The sequence below is a fragment of the Paenibacillus sp. FSL k6-2145 genome (assembly GCF_037976585.1).
In the GTDB taxonomy this organism is placed as follows: Bacteria; Bacillota; Bacilli; order Paenibacillales; family Paenibacillaceae; genus Paenibacillus.
On record NZ_CP150267.1, the window covers coordinates 697,368 to 717,619 of the forward strand.

Consider the following 20,252-nt stretch of genomic DNA (forward strand, 5'->3'; position numbering starts at 1 on the left):
AGCAAAAAAGCCTTGCCCCATTCTTCATGACAAAGAATAGAGAAAGGCTTTCATGCTGCTACGTAATCCTAACTGTAATTCGCAACTAAATCTTCAGTTCTCCAAGCTTAATCAGCTCGACAACTGCCTGCGAACGACCCTTAACATTGAGTTTCTGCATCACATTCGAGATGTGGTTTGAAATACACAAAAAAACTATAGCCTACCCAATACAGAATGGATCTCAACATTGTTTGCTTTATCAACTGTAATGTTTGACACTAATTTTTTCAGGATCAGGTTCACTTGGTCTACTTCAGTAAATTGTCCTAGATCTGATAATTCATCAAGTGAGATGTTTATCTCCTTAAACTGTTCACTGTCATTCAAAGCTCGTTCTAATTCAGATTTCATTTTGGACAACTGTTCTTGTTTCTGTTTAATCTCTTGTTCATACTGTTCCTTCTCAAACTCATATTGCTCATCATCAATTTCATCGTTTAACTTTTGCTTTCGGATTTCAAAAAGCAATTTACGTGTATTCTGTATCTGCTTCTCATATTTAACGATTAACTTTCCGGTATCTTCTTTCGCTTTTTTAGTGAAGGTTACAGTCTTCCCCGACTTTGTTTTACTTCTAAGTTTCTCGCTCAATCTTTCAATAAGAGCATCTTTGAAATCGTCGTATGGAATCCTATTGTGATTTTCACATCCAGTTTCACCCTGTCTTCTTCTTTTAGAACAAACTAAGTAACGATAGCTGTTCTTCTTGCCGTTTGAGGTCACAATGTTTAATGATGATCCACAATGCTTACACTTGATTATACCAGCGAATACATTAACTTTGTTTCTTACCCCTCCACGCTTTCCACCGCCACGCTCTAACCGTATCTCCTGTGCCTTTCTAAATAGCTCCTCACTAACAATTGCTTCATGAGTCTGCTTACCGCTTTCTTCCCATAGCTCCTTGTCACGCTTAACCAACTTTCTAGATTTATCAGAGATATTGTTGATATCGTTATAAACCTTTACAACTGTAAATTTATTAAATATGTTTTTACCTGTATATATCTCATTCGTTAGTATACGTTCTACAGACGTTACTCCCCATTTCCCTCCTCTGTAAGAGGGAACTTTCTCTTTATTCAGATACTTTGTTATAGCTTTCTCACCCATCTTTTGATTGACATACATATCAAAAATGAGTTGAACGATCCTGGCACGTTCATTAGGTATAATAGTTTTCCTATCATCGACCTTTATTTTGTCATAGCCCAATGGTGCAATAGTACCTAAATAATTTCCTTTCATTCCAGACTGACGTATACCTCTTCGTGATGATATGCTAATTTGCTCACTCAACTTTTGGTTAACTGCTGAGAATATTTGAAATTTAAACTCATCATGATCAACTTGTGAATCATAGTTCTCGTCTAAGGATACAACCCTTAGACCAAGCTTATCCACAAGAGTTCTCTTCAAACCTAACGAGTCATACGTATCACGAGAGAATCTAGATAAAGAAGAAAAGAGGATGGTTTTAAAGTAACCCTTACCTGCATCCTCAATTAGTGTCTGAATAGATGGTCTTCCAACAATGGATGTACCACTATCCCTGTCTACATATATGTACTCTTCACGAACCTTTAAACTTAGCTGTCTGGCTTTCTCTTCACAATCCATCCGTTGGTGTTCTGGACTGAACTTTTGTGACTCCTTTGTTGTGGATACCCTAACATATATTGCTGTATCCTCATATCTCATGTGACATTCCCCTCAGTCTGTAGATTTAATTGTGATATCATAGTCTGTAGCAGGGAAATTTTTGATCGCTCTTTGTACTACAGTATCAACTACAAATTGAATTGCTGCTTTTGCTTCTTCTTCGCTACGGTTATCGTCTATAAAAATAAAGTTGAATGATTTAGATTTTTTCTGCTTGTTTGTCTCCTTCATCCGTTGTACACCACCCGTATGACTTTCGTACGGATAATGTATGCGAATGCTGCTTGGACGAATGACAGACAATGTTTTTGCTGCACTTTGGATATTCACTCACCTCCTCACCTTGTATATTCGAGGTAATAGTAGTTGTCACCCGGAAACCCACGAGACTATTCAGTATTCTAAGACATGTTCCATTTATGTTTAGTGTAGTTTAGAGTGCAATGAATAGATGGATTACAATTGAGTCTAGAGATAATCTTGCATGTTCTTTTGTTATGTATTTCTATTCTTAATCCTTCAACTTAATTTGCATTTGTTCAAAGGTAAACGGTTGATGCACATTGTATATTTGACCATCAATCTCTATCTGTCCTATTGGTATGTATCCTTTATACACTTTCTGTTCATTCTCATTACTGTCTACTTCAATGCTTCTTTGACCAGTCGTTGATTGCTCCGATTGAATCAAAACTATTTTTCCATCTTGAGTGTTTGTAAAAACTCCAGTATCGTTTTCTAGCGTAGGTAAACCCAAGTCTTTCTTTGCATCTGTTATCGAATCATATCTTCTAAATGTGGGAATTACATTGGTTTGCTTGTTTCCCATCTCAAATGCATAAACTGGCTTAGCCTGTGCCTTATATGAATTTTCCCCGAAGGTTAATTATGGTAACACTGGGAATCCTTTAATTAGAAATGATTCCTACGTCTCTGATTCAGTCAACTTCAATAAGCTTAAGTGGGTAGTTGAATCCCCCCTCCTTCATGGGAAAGTATTGAGAACCTTTATCCTCAGATGTTGAAAATGTACAATGAAGACTTGCTAGTTTTGAACAAATTGCAGAAGCCACAAAACAGACTAGTGGACTATAAAGCAAATGTATAAGGATAAGCGAGCCATTTTGCTTACAACTAAAGAAAGAGGAGTAACAAGACGTGCTCGTGACTTTGAGAGGATATATAATTTGCACTTTGTTGATGGATTTAGCTTCTACTCAAATTTATAAGGATATGGATTAAGTCCAACTTACTGTAAACAGGTGCTCCAAGAGAACATACACAAGTTTAAAAAATGAAAAAATACCCCTTAAGAGAATAATATCTCAAGAGGGGTTAAGTTTTACCTATATTTGTTATTTATTTATATTTGAGTGCTAAATTGCTGCACACTAGAACAGTTACAATTCTTCATCTCAAATTCATTCAGTGTATTATCATGTTACTTATAAGTGTATTACCTATAATTTAACAAGTAAACATCATTAACTCCTTGTATTTATCACCATGCCATTATTCTATTATTAAAACGCCACCCAACCATTGGTAGGTGTCATATTAGAATGACTGGTTGTAAAAGAATAATATCTATGAGATGGCGTTGAAGCTTTAATATTTATTCCTAATGTATCGCTTATAAAGCCAGCAGCCCCTGTTGCTCTCATAGTCCAAGTGCCCGATGCATTGAAGTAGCCTTCAGAAATGAAACCAGGACTGTTGTTTGATGTTTCACTCAAAAGGTATAATGGGTTCTTATTCGTATGACCTTGTATAACTTGAAGAGGTTTTACTGCCACGCTTCCATTATGTTCCCAACTTACTTCATTCCTATTTTCCAGATATCCGCGTATAAATCAGTAAAAGTGCATATTGTTTGTGTCAGATTTATGCCGCTCAGTGTCATCCTGATTTCGGGTTTATTGACTCATTCTGATATTTGGACAGTCCATCTGGACAATCACTATGATGAAAAAGATAATTAAGCAAGATTGGAAGTTAACCTAATTAAGCCATTCAAAATGGAATTAGGACTTCAAAGGTTTCACTTTGGTACTACAGCATGGACTAAACAGCGCGAGTCACAGTGCTGAATTCACCCCTGTAACCCGCGCTTTTTTATGCTTCTATACATCAATCACTGTCCTATTGAGTAAAAAATCAATTTATAACATCCATTAAGCTCTCATACCCACATAATCAATGGACGTTGAAACTCCGCTCACTTTAAATGATACATTCGATACTTAGACATAAACTTTACAGATGGACCGCTGAATTAGCAATGAGGACACCTATAGCTTACTACGGGGTATGGTAAGAGCGGAAATTTCATGTCGGAAGGATCTTTACATACAGACTTCAATTAGTTAATTATTTCCTATAACATCGCTATTATTCCATATATCAGGATTATTGATCGTTTGATTTTCTCCACGTACAGTGAAATCATAACTATCCTTTGCATTAGTATACCAGTCAACAATGACTAACTTTCCATTCGCACTTTGCACAAGAAATTCAGTAGGTTCAGCAAAACTGCCTACATCCTTTTTAACTTGTGCATCTAATTTAAGATAGAAAAAGTTCTTACCCTCTCCAACATACTTTACTTCTGCTGCATCAACATCAACGCCTGTCACCAAATTATGAGTTAGATTGTTCTTAAGGAACAAATCGTATTGAGAGGTGATTTTTTTTTGCGTATATTGTTTAAGGTTTTCGTTATCTATATAAGTATCCAATTCAATGTCAGAACCGTTCCAGATCGCCCTATAATATTCAGACAGAGCATCCGTACACATTTTGTATGCTGTTTCAAAATCTGAAGCGGTTAGACCACTTTCGTCTTTCGCCAAAAAATAGGAGGAATCTTTTGATGAATTTCCTTTTGTTACAGGCGAAACTCTTGTGTTTTCAGCATTATTAATATCTCCAACAACGGGAACATTGTTATTTTCATTGTCACTAGTACTAGTCTGTTCGCATGCACTAAGAGTTAATAAAATCAATAATAACAGGTAAGCACGTTTCATTAAGTTTCCTCCTACGAAAATATTCTCGAACTTCAGATAATTAAGGAGGAGAAATTAGTTTGATGCACAACGCCTCAAAAAACCAATGAAGTGTTGTGCATCTCCCCTCAAATTTTTCACTTGTAATAACCAGTCAATTTTATAACCCTTTTGCTATCACCAGGATAAATTTCCTCCGCCTTTTGGTTGTTGTTATAACTATTTTTACCAGAGCGTCCTGTAACCAATGCTCCAAGAACTGACATCGTATTAGTTTCGTAGTATTCAGTAATAATAGTCGAATGCCGCCAATTATTGTAAGATCCGCTCAAATAAAATTGCAATACATCTCCAATTTGATATGGATAGCCTGCACTAGCGTTATATTTGAACGTTGAGTATGTAGTACCCGTCCCAGCCGGACCCTTCGTTGTGTTATTCACCAAAAAATTATACAGGTTTGGTACACCTGACCAGGATGAAGCACGATTACTCAAACTTCTATAATACCAGCCTGTAGAGGCAATACCTGTTCCATTAGTATCGTAAGTAATTGCACCACCAGCGAGTAATGCATGAGAAACGAAGTTTGTACAGTCCCAATTTCCAGTTATTTGTGAGAAATCGTAGTAAGAAACATTCGAACCACCACTTGCAGGCTGATCTTTTGCTTTATTATTTTTCGCGTAATTTGCTATCGCTGTCTTATTTAATGAAGATAAGGTTGCAAAAGGCGTAATAACCTGATTAGATGACCCGTCATTTTCTAAACTATTGATTTGTGCTGGAGCTTCGCGATCAACAGAAAAATAATCGGTGATTTTATCATTTAATTCCTCTTGTCTTTTAGCGGTATAAGAGCTATCCAGCTTAGAGTTGATATTAACGAGATTACTTATATGATCCCCTTCACCTCTAACATATTCATCATAATAGTCATATGGCATATACCAATCTGAAATAGTAAGCCCTGCATCTGTATTGCGAAATAACATTTTTGACACTTCGCCAAATCCAGACTCCACTTCCATTCCCACGTAATTGAATGAGGCCTCAGTACCTATTGTCAAGAGGATGCCTTCTTCGGTAACTTCAGAGGACAGTAAATTGAATTTCAAGACGTAGTTTTCTTTTTGTGCATTTGCGGCATCTATCACAAATTGTTTTGTTTTAATTTTCTTTTCCAAGTAATCTGACAGTTCGGAATCAAGTAATTCTGTCCTGACAGTTGATTTGTTATCTAATTGCTTTGTTCCGAGATCGATATTTTCATAGTAATTCTTCAACAATTCTTTTGCAAGGGAATAACTAGTTGTCACGGCAGATAAGCTAATCGCTCTATCCTGAGTGTTCAATTCAATTTGTAATGGACTACTGGGTTCAACATACGAATCATCAAAATTATGGTCTGGTAGAATAATATCTTGAGTATCAATCTCAGGTGGGTTACTTTGAGCCTGAGCAGCTGGAATATTCATGGAAAGTACAAGTGCACCTATAATCACATTGCTCATTATTTTTTTCAAAAAAAATCATTCCTCTCATCTCATTTGTATAAAAAAACAATACTACAAACATGAAATTAAAGTTTTTTTTGCAATCACACCTCCTAGAACGATCATTAATAATAATCCTAACAATCGTTTCAATCAGCTATTTTTACGTCTTTAAAAAAAGTAAAAACATTACATTTTTTTGAAATCTTTTCCAATATAAAATATTCCCTTAAATCTGTCAATTATAATAGAGAAAAACAATAATGTTATAGATTAGAGTCCTTCAGCCTAAAGTAGAAGCCGCTGCTAAAAAGTAGAGCACTGTAGCAGAAAAAGTGCCGTATTACTAAAGCAAATTAAGAAACTTAAACATTTGATCACTAAGGTACAAATCGAACGTAGTACAGAGGGTTAAAGGTTCAAAAAGTTATAGCAAGTCTTGAATTAGAAAGGAAATATATTAAGCAAAGTTTGTATTATTCAGAGAAAATTCTTGAACTTTATAATTAATCTGCAAGCACTCCATTGGGTTGGGATGCTTCTATCGTTCCGCTGTTGAATGTTCCGATGTCTGATCATTGTGAGACAACTTAGTACATAATGTTCTCCGAAATGTTCGTGGAAGCTGTCCCTCAAATTTGAGGATCAGGTATGTGTACACTGAGTACACAGTTAAACTTGTCAGATTGTCATGTGGGTAGTATGGGAAATGGTTGATACATAGGACTTATTCGGGGAATCTCGATTATCTAACCCCGCACTTGTTAAGTACGTATCTCTGTTTATTAAGTATCTCTGTTAGTACTTATCCTTTGGTTTTGGGTTAATATCTTAACCGAAAACAATTGATCAATGCGGAAGCTGCTGGTACGTTACCCTCCACACCTGTACGTGCATCCAAGGATGGATATAACAGCGCCCTCGTTTATTGTCAGTGTGTTGGACTCCTCGGTGTACGTGACAGGGTCTACTTCACTTGAAAATACATTGAGAGTAATCATATCTTCAAAATAACTATTTGATGCCATTTTATTAGCGATCCTTTTAACACTGGCCTTGTGTACAATAGGAGTCCTACTATACCTCCTGATTTGTTTGTCTTATAGTTGACTCCACGTTGTGTTTCATCGTCATAAATAATTAACTGGCTGTCGTACAACTTGACTAAGTTTTGAATTGAAATTTTAGTGATGTAGCTATCAAATTTAATCTTTGTACATTTCTCAAAATGGATAGGTAAAGTGACTCTTTCTTGAACTGATTGACTAAGAACATTCTCCGCTTCTTTAATTTCTCGCTTACCGAAATACCTATCTGGGTCGAATAGTTTATCCTCTGTTACTTCATATAAAGCTTTGATCAGGCCATAAAGCATGGGAACATCTAAATTGGAAACCTGTAATTGGTGCTTTACTTTTTTAGTTTTAAGAACTACTTCAAGATGAGTCAAAAGGATATGTTCAACTACCGTTCTATCTCTATCTTCATATGTATTTTCACTCCTTATATACAGTATAGCACCCGTCAAAGTGAGTAAAGATACATACGGGATTAAAAAAAATGGTCGGTAGGAGTTGACGTGAAGTCAACCAACTATAGGGTGTCACCAAATGACACCACTGGAGAGCAACTTTTTTTACTTCCGAAATTCGGAACCACAGTGTCACCGAGTGACACGATTGTAGATGGTAGGACTGGCTGTGTTGGAATTTTGGGAGTTGGGTGGGCAATATCGAGTAAAGCAAAAAACAGCCGCGTGAGGGCTGTCTAGTTTGTGGTATCTGTGGTTTAAGCGGCTTAAGAACTGATGTTATAAAGCCTGATAAATGTTCAAATGAGTATCCAATAAGATAACCCACACCTTGATAGCTATAATCTGTCTTGTAGGCAATGTAAAACAAGATAAGAAATGCAGAGCCACCAACAAGTATAAGTTTGTCCTTTAACGATAATGATCTCATGTACAACCTCCCTTTTTATATAAGGATATTACACCATGCATGCGAACTCACTTTCTACTTTACCGCTTATCCCTATCTTATTATAAATTTCAAATCACATCACATTCGAAATATGGTTACGCACCGTTTTCTCGCTGATGAATAACTGCCCTGCGATGTCACGCGTTGTTTTGTCTTGAACCAGTAATTCGAATACTTCGCGTTCACGGTGGGTTAACAAAAATTTGCTTTTATGATCGATACCCTTCAATGTTCACCCCTCCTTGCTCGGGTTGTGTTGGTGTAACAAGGTTAAGGGGATACAGTCAACTCATCTTATGTCAGGTCAAGGGCGTTGGTTCAGTTTTATAAGAAAAATGGGCAGTAAAACATGTGATTCATTGTCCAAAGTGAACGTATGCAGTTGTCTATGTATTTGAGATTATGTAAAACAAACATGCCCCTGCAGCTGATGTTACCATCTGCGCAAAGGCACACTTGTTCAGTCAAAAAACTACCGATTCATTCGATTCATGACCCCACCATTGTGATTACGATTCATCAGGCCATCGTCAAGGATGCCATCACGGTGATTGGTATCCGTACCGTTGGTTGGGAAAATACGCTCTACCATCGATTGGAATGTATCGATCATGCCACTGACTGGCTTACCATTACGAATATCTGTGGCGTAGTTCTCCACTTGCTCCACAAAATCCGGATTGGCTGATACATATACATTCTCGATGTTCGGTGCAAACTGCTTGATTTTTGCTGAAATCTTACCTTTAATCTCAGCTGATGTGTTATCATCCGTGCTATCTACACGTTGTCCTTCACTTTTCATACCATAATGCCCATCGTCCGTCCCACGTGCTTTGCCACTATTTGTCAGACCACGCATCATACCAATTGTACCTGTGCCCATGGTTCCATAGATGCTGCGGTCATTCCCCATATGGCTGCGATCCGTTGCTGAATTCGTGTTCAGTCCTGGAGCAATTCCGCTAGTGCTGTACGGAGACATTGTGCCCGTACCGCCATTCACACGCATACCACCCATATCGTGATTCATGTTTCCCCCACGCATGGTATCACTGGCATGATTACGCATCGTTCCATTCAGCATGCTCGTACGACCATTGGACTTGCTTTCCAACTTGCCTGCGTGACCATCTGCCAAACGAACGGCCACATAAGCATTACGATCCGTTAACATGACACGGGCAGATTTAACTTCCTTCATCTCCGTGATGCGTTTTGCCAGCTCTTCACTGGATTTCAGGTCAGTGACATTATGCATGCGATAACTTTTCGCACGGATGCCATCCATGCCATTTGTTTCCACACCATAACGGTTAATGCCGTTGGCTTGCTGACGAACACTTTGTGTATGCATATTGTTGGTATCCCGATTCGTGCCACAACCTGTCAAACCGGCCATTACAAAGATCGCAGTAGATAATGATAACGTAATAGCTGTTGCCTTTTTGACTGCTGGCATGTACTCATCCTCCAATGTTTGTTGGTTTTGGTCACAAAGATAGGATGTGCTTCTGTACGTACCGATATGCTGAAAGGATATGGTACCTTACCCTATAGATTCGGGTCTTCTGGTTCTGGTCTTTGTTTATAGTTTTTGATCTGTGGACCGTGAATTTCTTGCTATATAAAATAAAAAAACAGTGCTGCTTGTTCGCAGCACTGCCTCGAAATAATATTTGCATCATAATATTTGCATCTCAACACAATAATATCACTTATCTTCCGCCCCACTCATTTCCCGTCTGTTGATGAGGATGTCGTTGCTTCATTTGCCGAACTTGATGACTCTTCCGAAGAAGTTGTGGATGCTTTAATTGTATCCGGGAATTTCTCGGCTTCCGTTAGACTCGTCGCCTCCATGGCATATGCCCATTGACCATCCGGCGTAATGACCCAGATCTGATCCGATTCGGATGGCACCGTAATTCCTCGATACACATCTCGAACTTGTTGCCCATTGACCGTCTGTTCAACAGACAGGGTGAATCGTGGAACCGAATTCTTCAGCTCGGACGCTTTGCGCACATCATCTGCTGTCGACAAGTTTTTGATTTTGCCGATAAGAGATACGGCATCTGTGGCTTCAATCGTTTTTCCATTCAGTGTCCAAGTCTGCTCTGCCGCATCGTTCTCTGATGTCGATGTTAACATCCAGGTAGCTGCTTCACCTTCCCACTCCAGAGACCCAACATTTGTCTCATCCATGTTAAAAGGTGTCGTGTCCAACAAATCACGACGAGACAAAGCTATGCTGGTAATCGCCTCTGTCTGCACGGCAACCACAGGACCCGAATCAACACGCACATAACGTGCATCATCTGCTGGAAGCTGGCCACCAATAGCCAGTTTGATCTCCCGATTATCTTTGAGTTTGATATCCATACGTGTAGCATCTGTTCCTAATCCATACTTATCCAGATCCGTCGGCGCTTCTTCCACCACCAGTTCCTGATTCGCACCACTCAGAGCATCTAACCAACTGCTGACACTGTAACCGTTCAGAGGATAGGCTTTTGGCTCAACCATCTGCCATACGCCATTTTCAAGCGACAAAGTCGAAGATCCTGCTGCACCAGATGTCTCCTCCGTAGTATCATGTATCGTGATGGATTGGATATCCCCGGATTGAATACCGAGCAATTTGGCTTGTACCGCTTCTTCTTCTCGAAAATAATTTTGACTGGCCGCGTACACCCAGCCCACAATCAGTACGATGACTACCAGAATCGTTGGGACCCATTTTCTCATACCCGTCTGCGCCTCCACCATAAGAGTACACCGATGATAACAAAGATGAGCGGGAACGCTACAATAGCCACGAAGAAAATCGTTCTGGCCTGTTCGCCATTCAGGTATGCCATCTCATACCCGGCTTGTACCCTTGGGCGAATCGTCAATCCATTTTCTTTCTCACTCAGATAGTTTACCGTATTCAAAATAAAGTCCCGATTGCCGCCATTTGCAATTTCCGAATCCTGCATGAAAATGGACGAGCCCAGAATAACCGCCTTCGGTTTACCATCCGTTGTATCGGCTGCATACCCCAGTTCCACGGGTCCCTGAATGTCCTCTTCGGCTTCATTGCTTGTTTCATTTTGCAATAAACCGCCGATATTTGTCTCCCCATAACTGTCATTCGAAGAATGAATTAACGGTGAAAGGGTATATTTATCCTGTTCTTTGCTGGTCAACGCAATCGACAGCGACAACATCGGATACAATTGGCTTGCAGCAAGTTTGTCCGTAATTGCATGTGTACCATACTCCGGCACCACCCAGAGTGGCCCCATCGTACTGGCTTGCTGATTATCCACCATGACCGCATGCTCATCAACGACGCCATAGTCAGCCATCAGAGCATCGATGTTTTTCCAACTGGATTTCATATCTTCCACAAATCCGAGGGATAATAACAGCTTGCCTCCATTACTCAGATAGGTGCGAATGGCTTTCATTTCCGTATCACTGAGATCGCGTTGTGGACCAATAATGGCAAGCACATCTGCATCTTCCGGAACTTTCCCGGCCTGATTCAGCTGCAACTCTTCCGTCTGCACATTATTTTGTTCCAAGGAGGATTTCAGCGTAGTCATTTGAGCGAGACTCAGCTCTTCATGTCCGGTCAAAAAGACCATTTTGTGCATTTCGGTGGATGACATATTCATGAGCGCCTGCGTAAGTTTTTCCTCACCTGTGAACTGATATGATCCATCACTGCCGTCACCTGTCGCGGTGAACAAACTGGCGATATCAATCACTTTGTGTTGATCTCCCTGCTCCAGCACAATGGAGCTGCCTGTTATGCCGTATTTGGATGCAAGCGCAGGTTCCTGCGTCAGATTATATTGTTTTATTTTCAACTTGCTGTTACGTTTCGTGTATTCCTCGACCATATCCGTGACCTCACGGTTCAGGACGGTGTTGTTGGCATTTTCGACCGTTAACACCAGAATGTTGACGTCATCCTTCACATTTTTGATCGCAGTAAGGGACTGGTCAGATAACGTGTATTGTTTGTTCGAGGTCAGATCGAGCTGGAAGCCGCCAAGTGAATTCAGGAACAGTGTTAGCAAAATAAAGATGCCAATCACCGCTACGGACAGCACGGTACTGTTGGTATGACTTAACCATTTTTTCATCTTCTCACCTCCACCGCTTCCGTTCCACAATTTGAATGCTTAACAGCAGAAACACACCCGAAAGGGTGACATAATACAAGATATCCGGTCCACTAAGTACGCCTTTCATGAAGCTGTCGAACCGGTTAGTCAGTGCAAACGGGTCCAGCCACTGTTGCAAAGCAGATCCCGTATTGCCTGCGAATGAATCAAGCATCCACAAAACGAGCAAGATAATAAAACCCGCCACCGCAGACACCATCTGATGCTGGGATAAGGTGGAAGCGAATAGTCCAATCGCCATCATGCTTCCGCCCAGGAAAAATAACCCCAGCGCAGACATCCATACCGTCGTCATATCCAATGTCCCATAAAATGACATGATGAAAGGGTACACCAGACTGCACAGGATGAGCACAACCAGAATGGCCAGAGAAGCAAGATATTTACCAAAAATAATTTCTGTTACTCGTGCCGGAGAAGTCAGCAACAATTCATCCGTTCCCTGTCTGAATTCCTCTGCAACGAGTCGCATCGTTAACAAGGGCACAACAAACAGCAGCATGGACAACGTATCGCCCAACACGAGACGATAATCGACAATGCTCGGCTGGTAATATACAAAGCTTGAATAGAACAGCAGACTGGTCATCAGTACATATACGGCAAAAGCAAAATAGGACGTGGGTGACAGAAAATAAGCTTGCAGCTCTTTATTGCATACCGCCATCATTCGTCTCATTTGGAGTCCTCCCCTTTGCGAGAATGGGGCGAAGCATCGGCTGCTGTACTAACTGTTGTTCCCGATATACTCGACGAGTCGATGTCCGAAGTTACATCCTGATCCATCTCTGCCCCAGCAACCTTATCCACATCTGCCGAATTTGCGTCTGTGTCTGTGGCCTCGGTTGTGGTCAGCTTCAGGAAGATTTGCTCCAGACTTAGGTTCTCCTTCTTCATCTCCAGTATCGGTAATCCTGCACCTGACAAAAGGTAGAACAGCTCCTCCCGGAAATCTTCCGAGTTTTCTCCAGTAAGCAGCATTTTAACCGTATTCGCTGAATCTGAATTAAGTGAAGTATCTTTGGCGGTATTCGCATCCGATGTTTGAATGACTTCACTCTGCACCTTCTCCCATGGGGTCAGCACATTATGTAATTGCTCCGTAGTGGCCTTCACTTCAATCGACACCTTGAACTGATCCCCCATTGCTGATCCGAAATGCTGAGGTGAACCATCCAGCACGAGTTGTCCCTGATTGATGATCAACATTCGATTACAGAGCGTGCTCACTTCAGGCAAAATATGCGTACTGAGCAGCACTGTATGGTTCTCCCCCAGTTCTCGAATCAGATCTCTGATCTCGATAATCTGGTTTGGATCAAGGCCCGATGTTGGCTCATCCAGAACCAGCAGATCCGGCTTGTGAATAATGGCTCCTGCCAGCCCAAGGCGTTGTTTGTATCCTTTGGATAACCCACGTACCATTTGCCTTTCCCGACCCTGAAGCCCCAGTCTGCTAACCATCTCACTGACCCGCAGCTTAACCTCACGTGCCGGGACATCTCGTAAATTGGCTACGAATTTAAGATAGGACTGCACCGTCATATCGGGATACAGTGGCGGAGTTTCAGGCAGATACCCAATCTTGGAACGAACACGCTGACCCTGCTCATGCACCGATACCCCATCCACCATGATGGAACCCGCGGTTGGATGCACATAACCCGTAATCATACGCATCGTTGTTGTTTTTCCGGCACCATTGGGCCCGAGAAAGCCAACAATCTCACCACGTTCCATGGTGAAATCCAGTTGATGTACGCCGCGTTGCCCTTCGTAAACTTTGCTGACCTGTTTCACTTCGAGCACATCATTCATCCTTTCCCGTTAAAATACCCGTGTACCATCGTTCGTTATATAAATTCAACTGAAAATATTTACACTTGCACTCCGATGGCAGAATAACCTTCCGATCACTGTTATCCCCATATTTTTTTGATTCCTTCATCAGAAGGAAAAATCCGGGGATAGCGTATGCTTCCGATGTAGCTTTCTTTTCAGAAAGCTTTTAGGCGAACGCTTCGCTTCTTCAAGTTATTTCTGCCTCTCCGTTTATCGTGTAAATGTTATGTTGAACTTATGTAATAGATGATAGACACGGGAAGTTCCTTGTATCTTACGTGAGCTATCCTAGCCTCAGCTTAATGACACTTAAAAGACAGCTTAAAAATTTTTGTCAAAAATGTGAACAATCCGGTTAACACCCACACCCTGCACTTAGAGCCAACGTAACATAGAGTACAGGAGAATGTGCTCCTGACCAAAAGTCAGAGGGTGAATCGTGTGAAAGTATTATTCACGTTTTATATTCCAAGCGGTGGCGTGGATACGTTAAATCGACTGCGCACCGCTGTTCTGAAACGTCATGGCATTGAAGCGCACCTATTGTATCTCAACACAGGCTCGGGATTGCAGAACAACAGTGATACGCCCATTTTCACCGCGTCCAGTGACGAGGATATCCATCATATCATTCATACTCATCATTATGATGCCATCATTGCCACTTCAGACATCGCTATGCCCGGCCGCTTGAGAGGACTTGGTTATACGGGACGTATTATTTTTGAAGCGCAGGGACTCGGAACACGCGATCAGGCTCTGGAAACGATACAGATGGGTGTCCCTTACCTCCAAGCTCATTGTGATGCTGCCGTTATACCTCCCACAGACCACCTGCTGGATATGTTCATTCATATCTGTCCTTGGCTTCATCGGTTTGTTATTCCCAATATGCTGGATACTGACACCTTCGCACCAATTTTGGTGGATACCCCACCCTATCCGGTGCTGGCTTGGGTAGGACGACTTGAACACAACAAAAACTGGCGTGAATATTTAATCATATCGAGTAAAATCGTCAAAAAAAATCCAGAAGCCAGACTATGGTTATTCCACGATCCAACTTTGGCTAATCCAGAAGATGAAGTCATGTTCCGGCACATGCTGGCAGAATACGGGCTTGAGGATCGGATTGGCATTTTTATCAATGTTCCTCATTCTCAGATGCCTGCATACTATTCCATGATTGCCGCTTCAGGGGGCATCATGTTATCCACTTCCCTGCTTGAAGGATTCGGTTATGCCGTCGCTGAAGCCATCAGTTGTGGCTGCCCGGTGCTCAGCACGGATTCGGATGGTGTGCGTTCATTTATCACACATAATAAGACTGGTAAGTTTTATCCAATTGGAAATGTAGAGGCCGCTGTAGCCGAAGCAAGGGACCTGATGAATAACAAGAAACTGCGTGAGTATATTCGCATTCAGGGCAGACAGCATATGAGCTTGTCTTTTTCACCAGATCGATATGCCATTTCTTTCCGTGAAATGATGACAGCACTGCGAATTTTCCATTGAGCATAACAAAAAAGGCAGTTCAGCAAAATTTCTCTGAACTGCCTTAGTATGGTTTTTATAGAGTCTTAGTGTCCCATCATCATCGCGGGATCAGGCTTGTCGCCATTTTGAAGTTCTTCTTCCTGCATCGGTTTAGGTTTGCGCAGAATCAGACTGAGCAAACATCCGAACAATGCAATACAAGCGGCCAGGAAAAACGTATCATTGAAACCAGCCACCAAACCATGAACGATAGCGGTCGGCTCTGTACTCGTTGTATTGTCTGCGATTCTTGAAGTAAGGAAGCCTGTAAGCCCTGCAACCGCAAAGGACACGACCACTTGCTGTGCAGCCGCCGTGAGCGGTGTCACCCGTCCAACCAACTTACGCGGTGCAGCATTTAATACATGCGTATTGAGTGGCATCATGGACAGGCCCATACCCAGACCCATCATAACCAGAGCTGTTATAATCAGGCCAAGACCTGTCTCTGCCGTAATGGAGGACAGAATAAACAATGCTCCCGAAATAATACCCAGACCCACAAAGGCCAGAGGTCTAGCACCGATTTTATCAAACAACCGACCACCAAGAGGCATACCCACTCCGGAAGCCAACGCCTGTGGCAGTAGAATCAATCCTGTTTCCAGTGCAGTGTATCCTTTGATCTGCTGCAAATAAAGCGGGATCAGGATCATCGCACCGAACAGCGCCACTTGTGACACCCATGCGAGAATAATTCCCCGTGAGAAATCAGATGATTTGAATACCCGGAGTTCGAGCAATGGATTTTGATGACGAAGCTCCACAATAATGAACATAATGAGCGCTACACCACCCACAATGACACCCGTCAAAGTTGTTGCAGACGTCCAGCTCGTTCCACCCTCACTCACACCGTAAGCCAGCATCGAGAACGCAATTGGCGCCAGAATCATGCCGAGCAGATCCAGTGCAGGTGTGCGTCCACGATCTGTATCCGGCAAAAACTTGATACATAGAATGAAAGCTGCAATACCAATGGGCAAGTTAATCAGGAAGATCCAGTGCCAGCTCAGTGATTCAATAAACCACCCGGACAAGACCGGACCCAATGCAGGGGCAAGCAGCATCGGAATTCCCAGCATCCCCATGATGGAACCTCTTCGCTCAGGAGGAGCCAGACGAAAGACCATTGCCATACCAATAGGAGCAACCATGCCTCCACCAAGGCCCTGAATGACACGGTAAATGATTAATTGCTCAGGTGATTGGGCAATCGAGCATAATACAGAACCCAAGGTAAACATGGCAATCGTGAACAGAAATACTCTTTTGGCACCAAAGCGGTCTGTTAACCAGCCTGCCAGTGGAATAACCGCAGACAAAGCCAGGGTATAACCCGTAACCGTCCATTGGATGGTTTTAAGATCCGTCTCGAAATATTGAACGAGATTCGGAATGGCTACATTCACCACCGTGCTGTCCAGAATAACCATGATCATACCGACGATAATAGCCAGGAGTGGCAGTATAATCGTTTTGATTGAAAACTCTGCGGGCTCCTGGGATACTGCTGTTTGTTCTTTCACGTTCTCCACACTCTTTTCCAGCCAGGAGATCGCAGGCTTATCCATGCGTCTCACTCAGCCTATATTGACGACTAATTTCAAACTATCGTTTTAAATCGTCGTTTTAAACTTTCGTTTAATACTGATCTAATTCTAATGAAAATACCTTTGCTGTCAAGCTATTTTTTCAGGCATTTCTATTATGGATCCACCACAAAAAAATGGAACAGGCACCTTCCCTGCTCCACACGTTGGTTAATCATGACTATGCAATGATGTCCATATCAATCTGCAAGCTTCATCATCTGATATTCTGACAGTATGCCCAATGTCTGACCGTGAATACTTCTGCAATATATTCGAATAACCAGATGCTTCGGTGAAGAGCTGTTGCTGATGATCCTCAGTTCATGAGGCTCGGATGACACATCCAGATTATGAATGACCTGATTACCGCCCGCTCCCCCCGAATATGCCGTTAGGTGAAACAGGTGTCGGTACAGTTCTCCGTGAATACTGGCTCCACCAACAAATACATCCGTCCCTTCCTCGCCGCCCACATAGGCCAACTCCACATCCATGTACTTGACGGGAACAAATGTCTGTAACAGATTCTCATGAATCTCAAGTAAATATACCGCCACTGTAGATCCCTCCTTCGGAGCACATGAACCTTCCTGTACATAGGATATGCTTCCTCTCGTCCATTGCCATTTGCATTCACCCATTTTCGACCAATTACACGGAAATGCCCGACCTTCCGGTCCTCTTTTTTCATAGAATAAAAGGATAGAAGCTCGGCCGGTGCAGGTCGTGACAAGGAGGTAGCTATGAAAGTTCTGCTCGTTACGTATTGGGAGCTTACACATATGGGAGGCATATGGACATATGTTAAACAACTGGCCGACAGGCTGATGGCGCTTGGTGTAGAGGTTGATATCATGGGCACAAATGGTGCCAATAACGAAGTATATGTTCGTAATCTGAATCGCGCTTTCTCCAAGGATAAGGTGTGGCCCATGCTGCAAGCCAAACTCAATCCGACTGATCTGCCACAATTCACTGCCGATCCTCTTCTCGCTTATTATGAACTGAATAGATATGCCTTCGAGATGGCGGCCGCTTATCTGGGAGTGGACCACTATGACGTTATTCATGCGCAAGATCCGGTAGCTGCCGTAGCCATAAAACGCATTTTGAACCGCAATATCCCACTGGTTACAAGCTATCATGGCGCTCTTGCACGCGAAGCCTTTTACGATGCTCAAAATTCCAACCCACAGCTTACTCTCCCTTCATATTTGCAATCCAAGCGTGGACGTTATTTTCTCTCATTGGAAGAGAGAAGTGCAGCACAGTCCGAGCTCATTCTCGTGTCAAGCCACTGGATCAAGAGTACGCTTACAGAACTTGCCGTTCCTGAATCAAAGTTCAGACAGATTCCCTATGCTGTAGATCTCCCAGCCTACCGTGCCTCAGCAGCTGTGAAGTTCCGCCAGCGACCACCTGCGGGCAAGAAAGTCATTGCCTTTACCGGACGACTTGAATACATCAAGGGTGTTCATGTGTTAATCAAGGCCTTAGCCAGTCTGAAAAATAAACGTTCTGATTGGGTCTGCTGGATCGCAGGTGAAGGCAATCTAACCGATGAATTGCGAGCACAGGCCGCGTCAACGGGTATTGGAGCGGATGTTGTGTTCTGGGGCAAGTTGGACAATATTCCTTCCTTCCTGCGCCATGCAGATATCTATGTCCAGCCCAGCCTGCAGGACACCCAGCCGTTCTCCGTTACCGAAGCGCAACTTGCGGGTGTACCTGTTATCGTCAGTGGCACAGCCGGCATGCCCGAGATGGTTGAACCTGGACGTACGGGATGGGTTGTTCCTCCGCAGGATGTCGACTCGCTCCGTGAACTGTTGGATGCACTACTTGAGGATAATGTTACCCGGAGAACAGTGGGTGCGGCGGCGAAAGCCTGGGCTGAACAACACCGTTCACTGGAAGTGATGGGATTGCGTACATTTCAAGTCTACCAAGAAGCCATCTACAGAGGAGGACATACGATATGACGTTACTTGTACCGAGTGATCTGTACAACCGCTGGTTTTCGACTCCAGTTTCCACACCTCACATCGACGTGGATTACGCTGTAATGAATGAATTGATGAAAAAGCTGCCTAAAGGATATGTATTTCCCGATCCTGCATCCATGGCGATCATGAATTCAAAAGATTGAGTTGTCCAATGATATGCCGTCTTTATATAACATGCCGAAATATCAAACAAGGGGTGTCCCATCTGTCATATGAATGACTGAGGACACCCCTTGCTCGCTTCAAATGTATTCTAATGGACCGAGAACACGCTATTACAGATCTTATTAATCTGTCGCCAACTTGGAATACATATTCAGATCACTGAACGTTTCGCCTACCCTCTCGTATGCTCTGAGAGTGCCTTCATATGTGAAATTTAGCTTTTGTAATAGCTTGATTGAATTCACATTATGGGGGTCAACCTTTGCTTCAATTCGATTCAGCTTCATAGTCGAGAAGGCGTGAGCTAATAAAGAAGAGATCGCTTCCGTAGCATATCCTTTTCCCCAGTGTGATCTGGCAATATCATACCCAATTTCTGCTTTAAGATTGTCAAAATCCAGCGAATTATAACCACATGAACCTATGATTTCGTTGGACTCTTGCGCAATGATGGAGAACCGAATAGCCTTGTTATCCTGAGAAAGATCATTCAGAAGATTAATCATCGCTATAGCTTGATTCTCATCCGTAAAATGACTGATATTCATGAATCTAGTAACATCCGGATCAGACCAAATCTTAAACAAGCTGGCCGAATCCGATACGTTCATTTTTCGCAAATATAACCGTTCTGTGTGTAACTCTGTAATCAATTCTTTTACCTCCATTAGTTTATTAATGATTCGGTTTAAGATATTGATATCTGCGCATAGTCCAGTCCCTTCCGTGTA

General features: G+C 42.3%; 17 protein-coding genes and 2 pseudogenes. 3 read left to right on the forward strand and 16 right to left on the reverse strand.

The features are described 5' to 3' along the window. Window positions 1–85 precede the first annotated feature (85 nt). From NZ043_RS03090 to NZ043_RS03150, 13 genes and pseudogenes are all read right to left on the reverse strand, one after another. Window positions 86–184: pseudogene (locus NZ043_RS03090) on the reverse strand (LuxR C-terminal-related transcriptional regulator); the annotation flags it as partial. A gap of 11 nt (window positions 185–195) precedes the next feature. Continuing rightward, entirely contained in the window at window positions 196–1,743 is a 1,548-nt protein-coding gene (locus NZ043_RS03095; protein WP_339310608.1) for a recombinase family protein, read from the reverse strand. A 12-nt stretch (window positions 1,744–1,755) separates the two neighbouring features. Then, window positions 1,756–2,034 carry a hypothetical protein gene (locus tag NZ043_RS03100; protein ID WP_133387092.1) on the reverse strand — a complete coding sequence of 93 codons (279 nt, stop codon included), beginning with the start codon at window positions 2,032–2,034 and terminating at the stop codon, window positions 1,756–1,758. A gap of 181 nt (window positions 2,035–2,215) precedes the next feature. Beyond that, window positions 2,216–2,533, reverse strand: coding sequence for a hypothetical protein (locus tag NZ043_RS03105; protein WP_133387091.1), 318 nt, complete (start codon window positions 2,531–2,533; stop codon window positions 2,216–2,218). Window positions 2,534–4,070: 1,537 nt separating this feature from the next. Next, window positions 4,071–4,736, reverse strand: a complete 666-nt coding sequence (locus tag NZ043_RS03110; RefSeq protein WP_133387089.1) for a hypothetical protein — start codon at window positions 4,734–4,736, stop codon at window positions 4,071–4,073. Between the two features lie 116 nt (window positions 4,737–4,852). Next, window positions 4,853–6,241, reverse strand: a complete 1,389-nt coding sequence (locus NZ043_RS03115) for an amidase domain-containing protein (RefSeq protein WP_133387088.1) — start codon at window positions 6,239–6,241, stop codon at window positions 4,853–4,855. A gap of 967 nt (window positions 6,242–7,208) precedes the next feature. Continuing rightward, window positions 7,209–7,661, reverse strand: a complete 453-nt coding sequence (locus NZ043_RS03120; protein WP_339310611.1) for a hypothetical protein — start codon at window positions 7,659–7,661, stop codon at window positions 7,209–7,211. 608 nt (window positions 7,662–8,269) lie between these two features. Continuing rightward, window positions 8,270–8,422: pseudogene (locus tag NZ043_RS03125) on the reverse strand (helix-turn-helix transcriptional regulator); the annotation flags it as partial. A gap of 243 nt (window positions 8,423–8,665) precedes the next feature. Beyond that, entirely contained in the window at window positions 8,666–9,655 is a 990-nt protein-coding gene (locus NZ043_RS03130) for a YhcN/YlaJ family sporulation lipoprotein (RefSeq protein ID WP_091037693.1), read from the reverse strand. A 272-nt stretch (window positions 9,656–9,927) separates the two neighbouring features. Then, complete coding sequence (locus NZ043_RS03135; protein WP_339310614.1) at window positions 9,928–10,944, reverse strand: DUF4340 domain-containing protein; 1,017 nt, start codon at window positions 10,942–10,944, stop codon at window positions 9,928–9,930. Next, a complete protein-coding gene (locus NZ043_RS03140; RefSeq protein WP_339310616.1) occupies window positions 10,941–12,335 on the reverse strand; it encodes a GldG family protein in 1,395 nt (464 codons plus the stop codon). The genes NZ043_RS03135 and NZ043_RS03140 overlap by 4 nt, the downstream gene beginning before the upstream one ends. A gap of 4 nt (window positions 12,336–12,339) precedes the next feature. Continuing rightward, window positions 12,340–13,056, reverse strand: coding sequence for an ABC transporter permease subunit (locus NZ043_RS03145; protein WP_017692528.1), 717 nt, complete (start codon window positions 13,054–13,056; stop codon window positions 12,340–12,342). Then, window positions 13,053–14,186 carry an ATP-binding cassette domain-containing protein gene (locus NZ043_RS03150; protein WP_091037700.1) on the reverse strand — a complete coding sequence of 378 codons (1,134 nt, stop codon included), beginning with the start codon at window positions 14,184–14,186 and terminating at the stop codon, window positions 13,053–13,055. Before NZ043_RS03150 ends, NZ043_RS03145 begins: the two co-directional genes overlap by 4 nt. Before the next feature lie 474 nt (window positions 14,187–14,660). Here NZ043_RS03150 and NZ043_RS03155 point away from each other — a divergent pair, with 474 nt between their 5' ends. Continuing rightward, window positions 14,661–15,734: a glycosyltransferase family 4 protein gene (locus NZ043_RS03155; protein ID WP_339310618.1), complete on the forward strand. Its 1,074-nt coding sequence runs from the start codon at window positions 14,661–14,663 to the stop codon at window positions 15,732–15,734. A gap of 65 nt (window positions 15,735–15,799) precedes the next feature. On the opposite strand, the gene NZ043_RS03160 is transcribed toward NZ043_RS03155, so the two are convergent. Then, complete coding sequence (locus NZ043_RS03160) at window positions 15,800–17,329, reverse strand: DHA2 family efflux MFS transporter permease subunit (RefSeq protein WP_240768305.1); 1,530 nt, start codon at window positions 17,327–17,329, stop codon at window positions 15,800–15,802. A gap of 218 nt (window positions 17,330–17,547) precedes the next feature. Next, window positions 17,548–17,907, reverse strand: a complete 360-nt coding sequence (locus NZ043_RS03165; RefSeq protein WP_091037706.1) for a hypothetical protein — start codon at window positions 17,905–17,907, stop codon at window positions 17,548–17,550. A gap of 186 nt (window positions 17,908–18,093) precedes the next feature. Between NZ043_RS03165 and NZ043_RS03170 the strand changes: the two genes are divergently transcribed. Both NZ043_RS03170 and NZ043_RS03175 read left to right on the forward strand, forming a co-directional pair. Further along, entirely contained in the window at window positions 18,094–19,332 is a 1,239-nt protein-coding gene (locus NZ043_RS03170) for a glycosyltransferase family 4 protein (protein WP_339310622.1), read from the forward strand. Next, on the forward strand, window positions 19,329–19,499 hold the full coding sequence (locus NZ043_RS03175) for a hypothetical protein (protein ID WP_167483784.1): 171 nt from the start codon (window positions 19,329–19,331) through the stop codon (window positions 19,497–19,499). Before NZ043_RS03170 ends, NZ043_RS03175 begins: the two co-directional genes overlap by 4 nt. 144 nt (window positions 19,500–19,643) lie before the next feature. Here NZ043_RS03175 and NZ043_RS03180 read toward each other — a convergent pair whose 3' ends face one another. Then, complete coding sequence (locus NZ043_RS03180) at window positions 19,644–20,174, reverse strand: GNAT family protein (protein ID WP_339310625.1); 531 nt, start codon at window positions 20,172–20,174, stop codon at window positions 19,644–19,646. Window positions 20,175–20,252 lie beyond the last annotated feature (78 nt).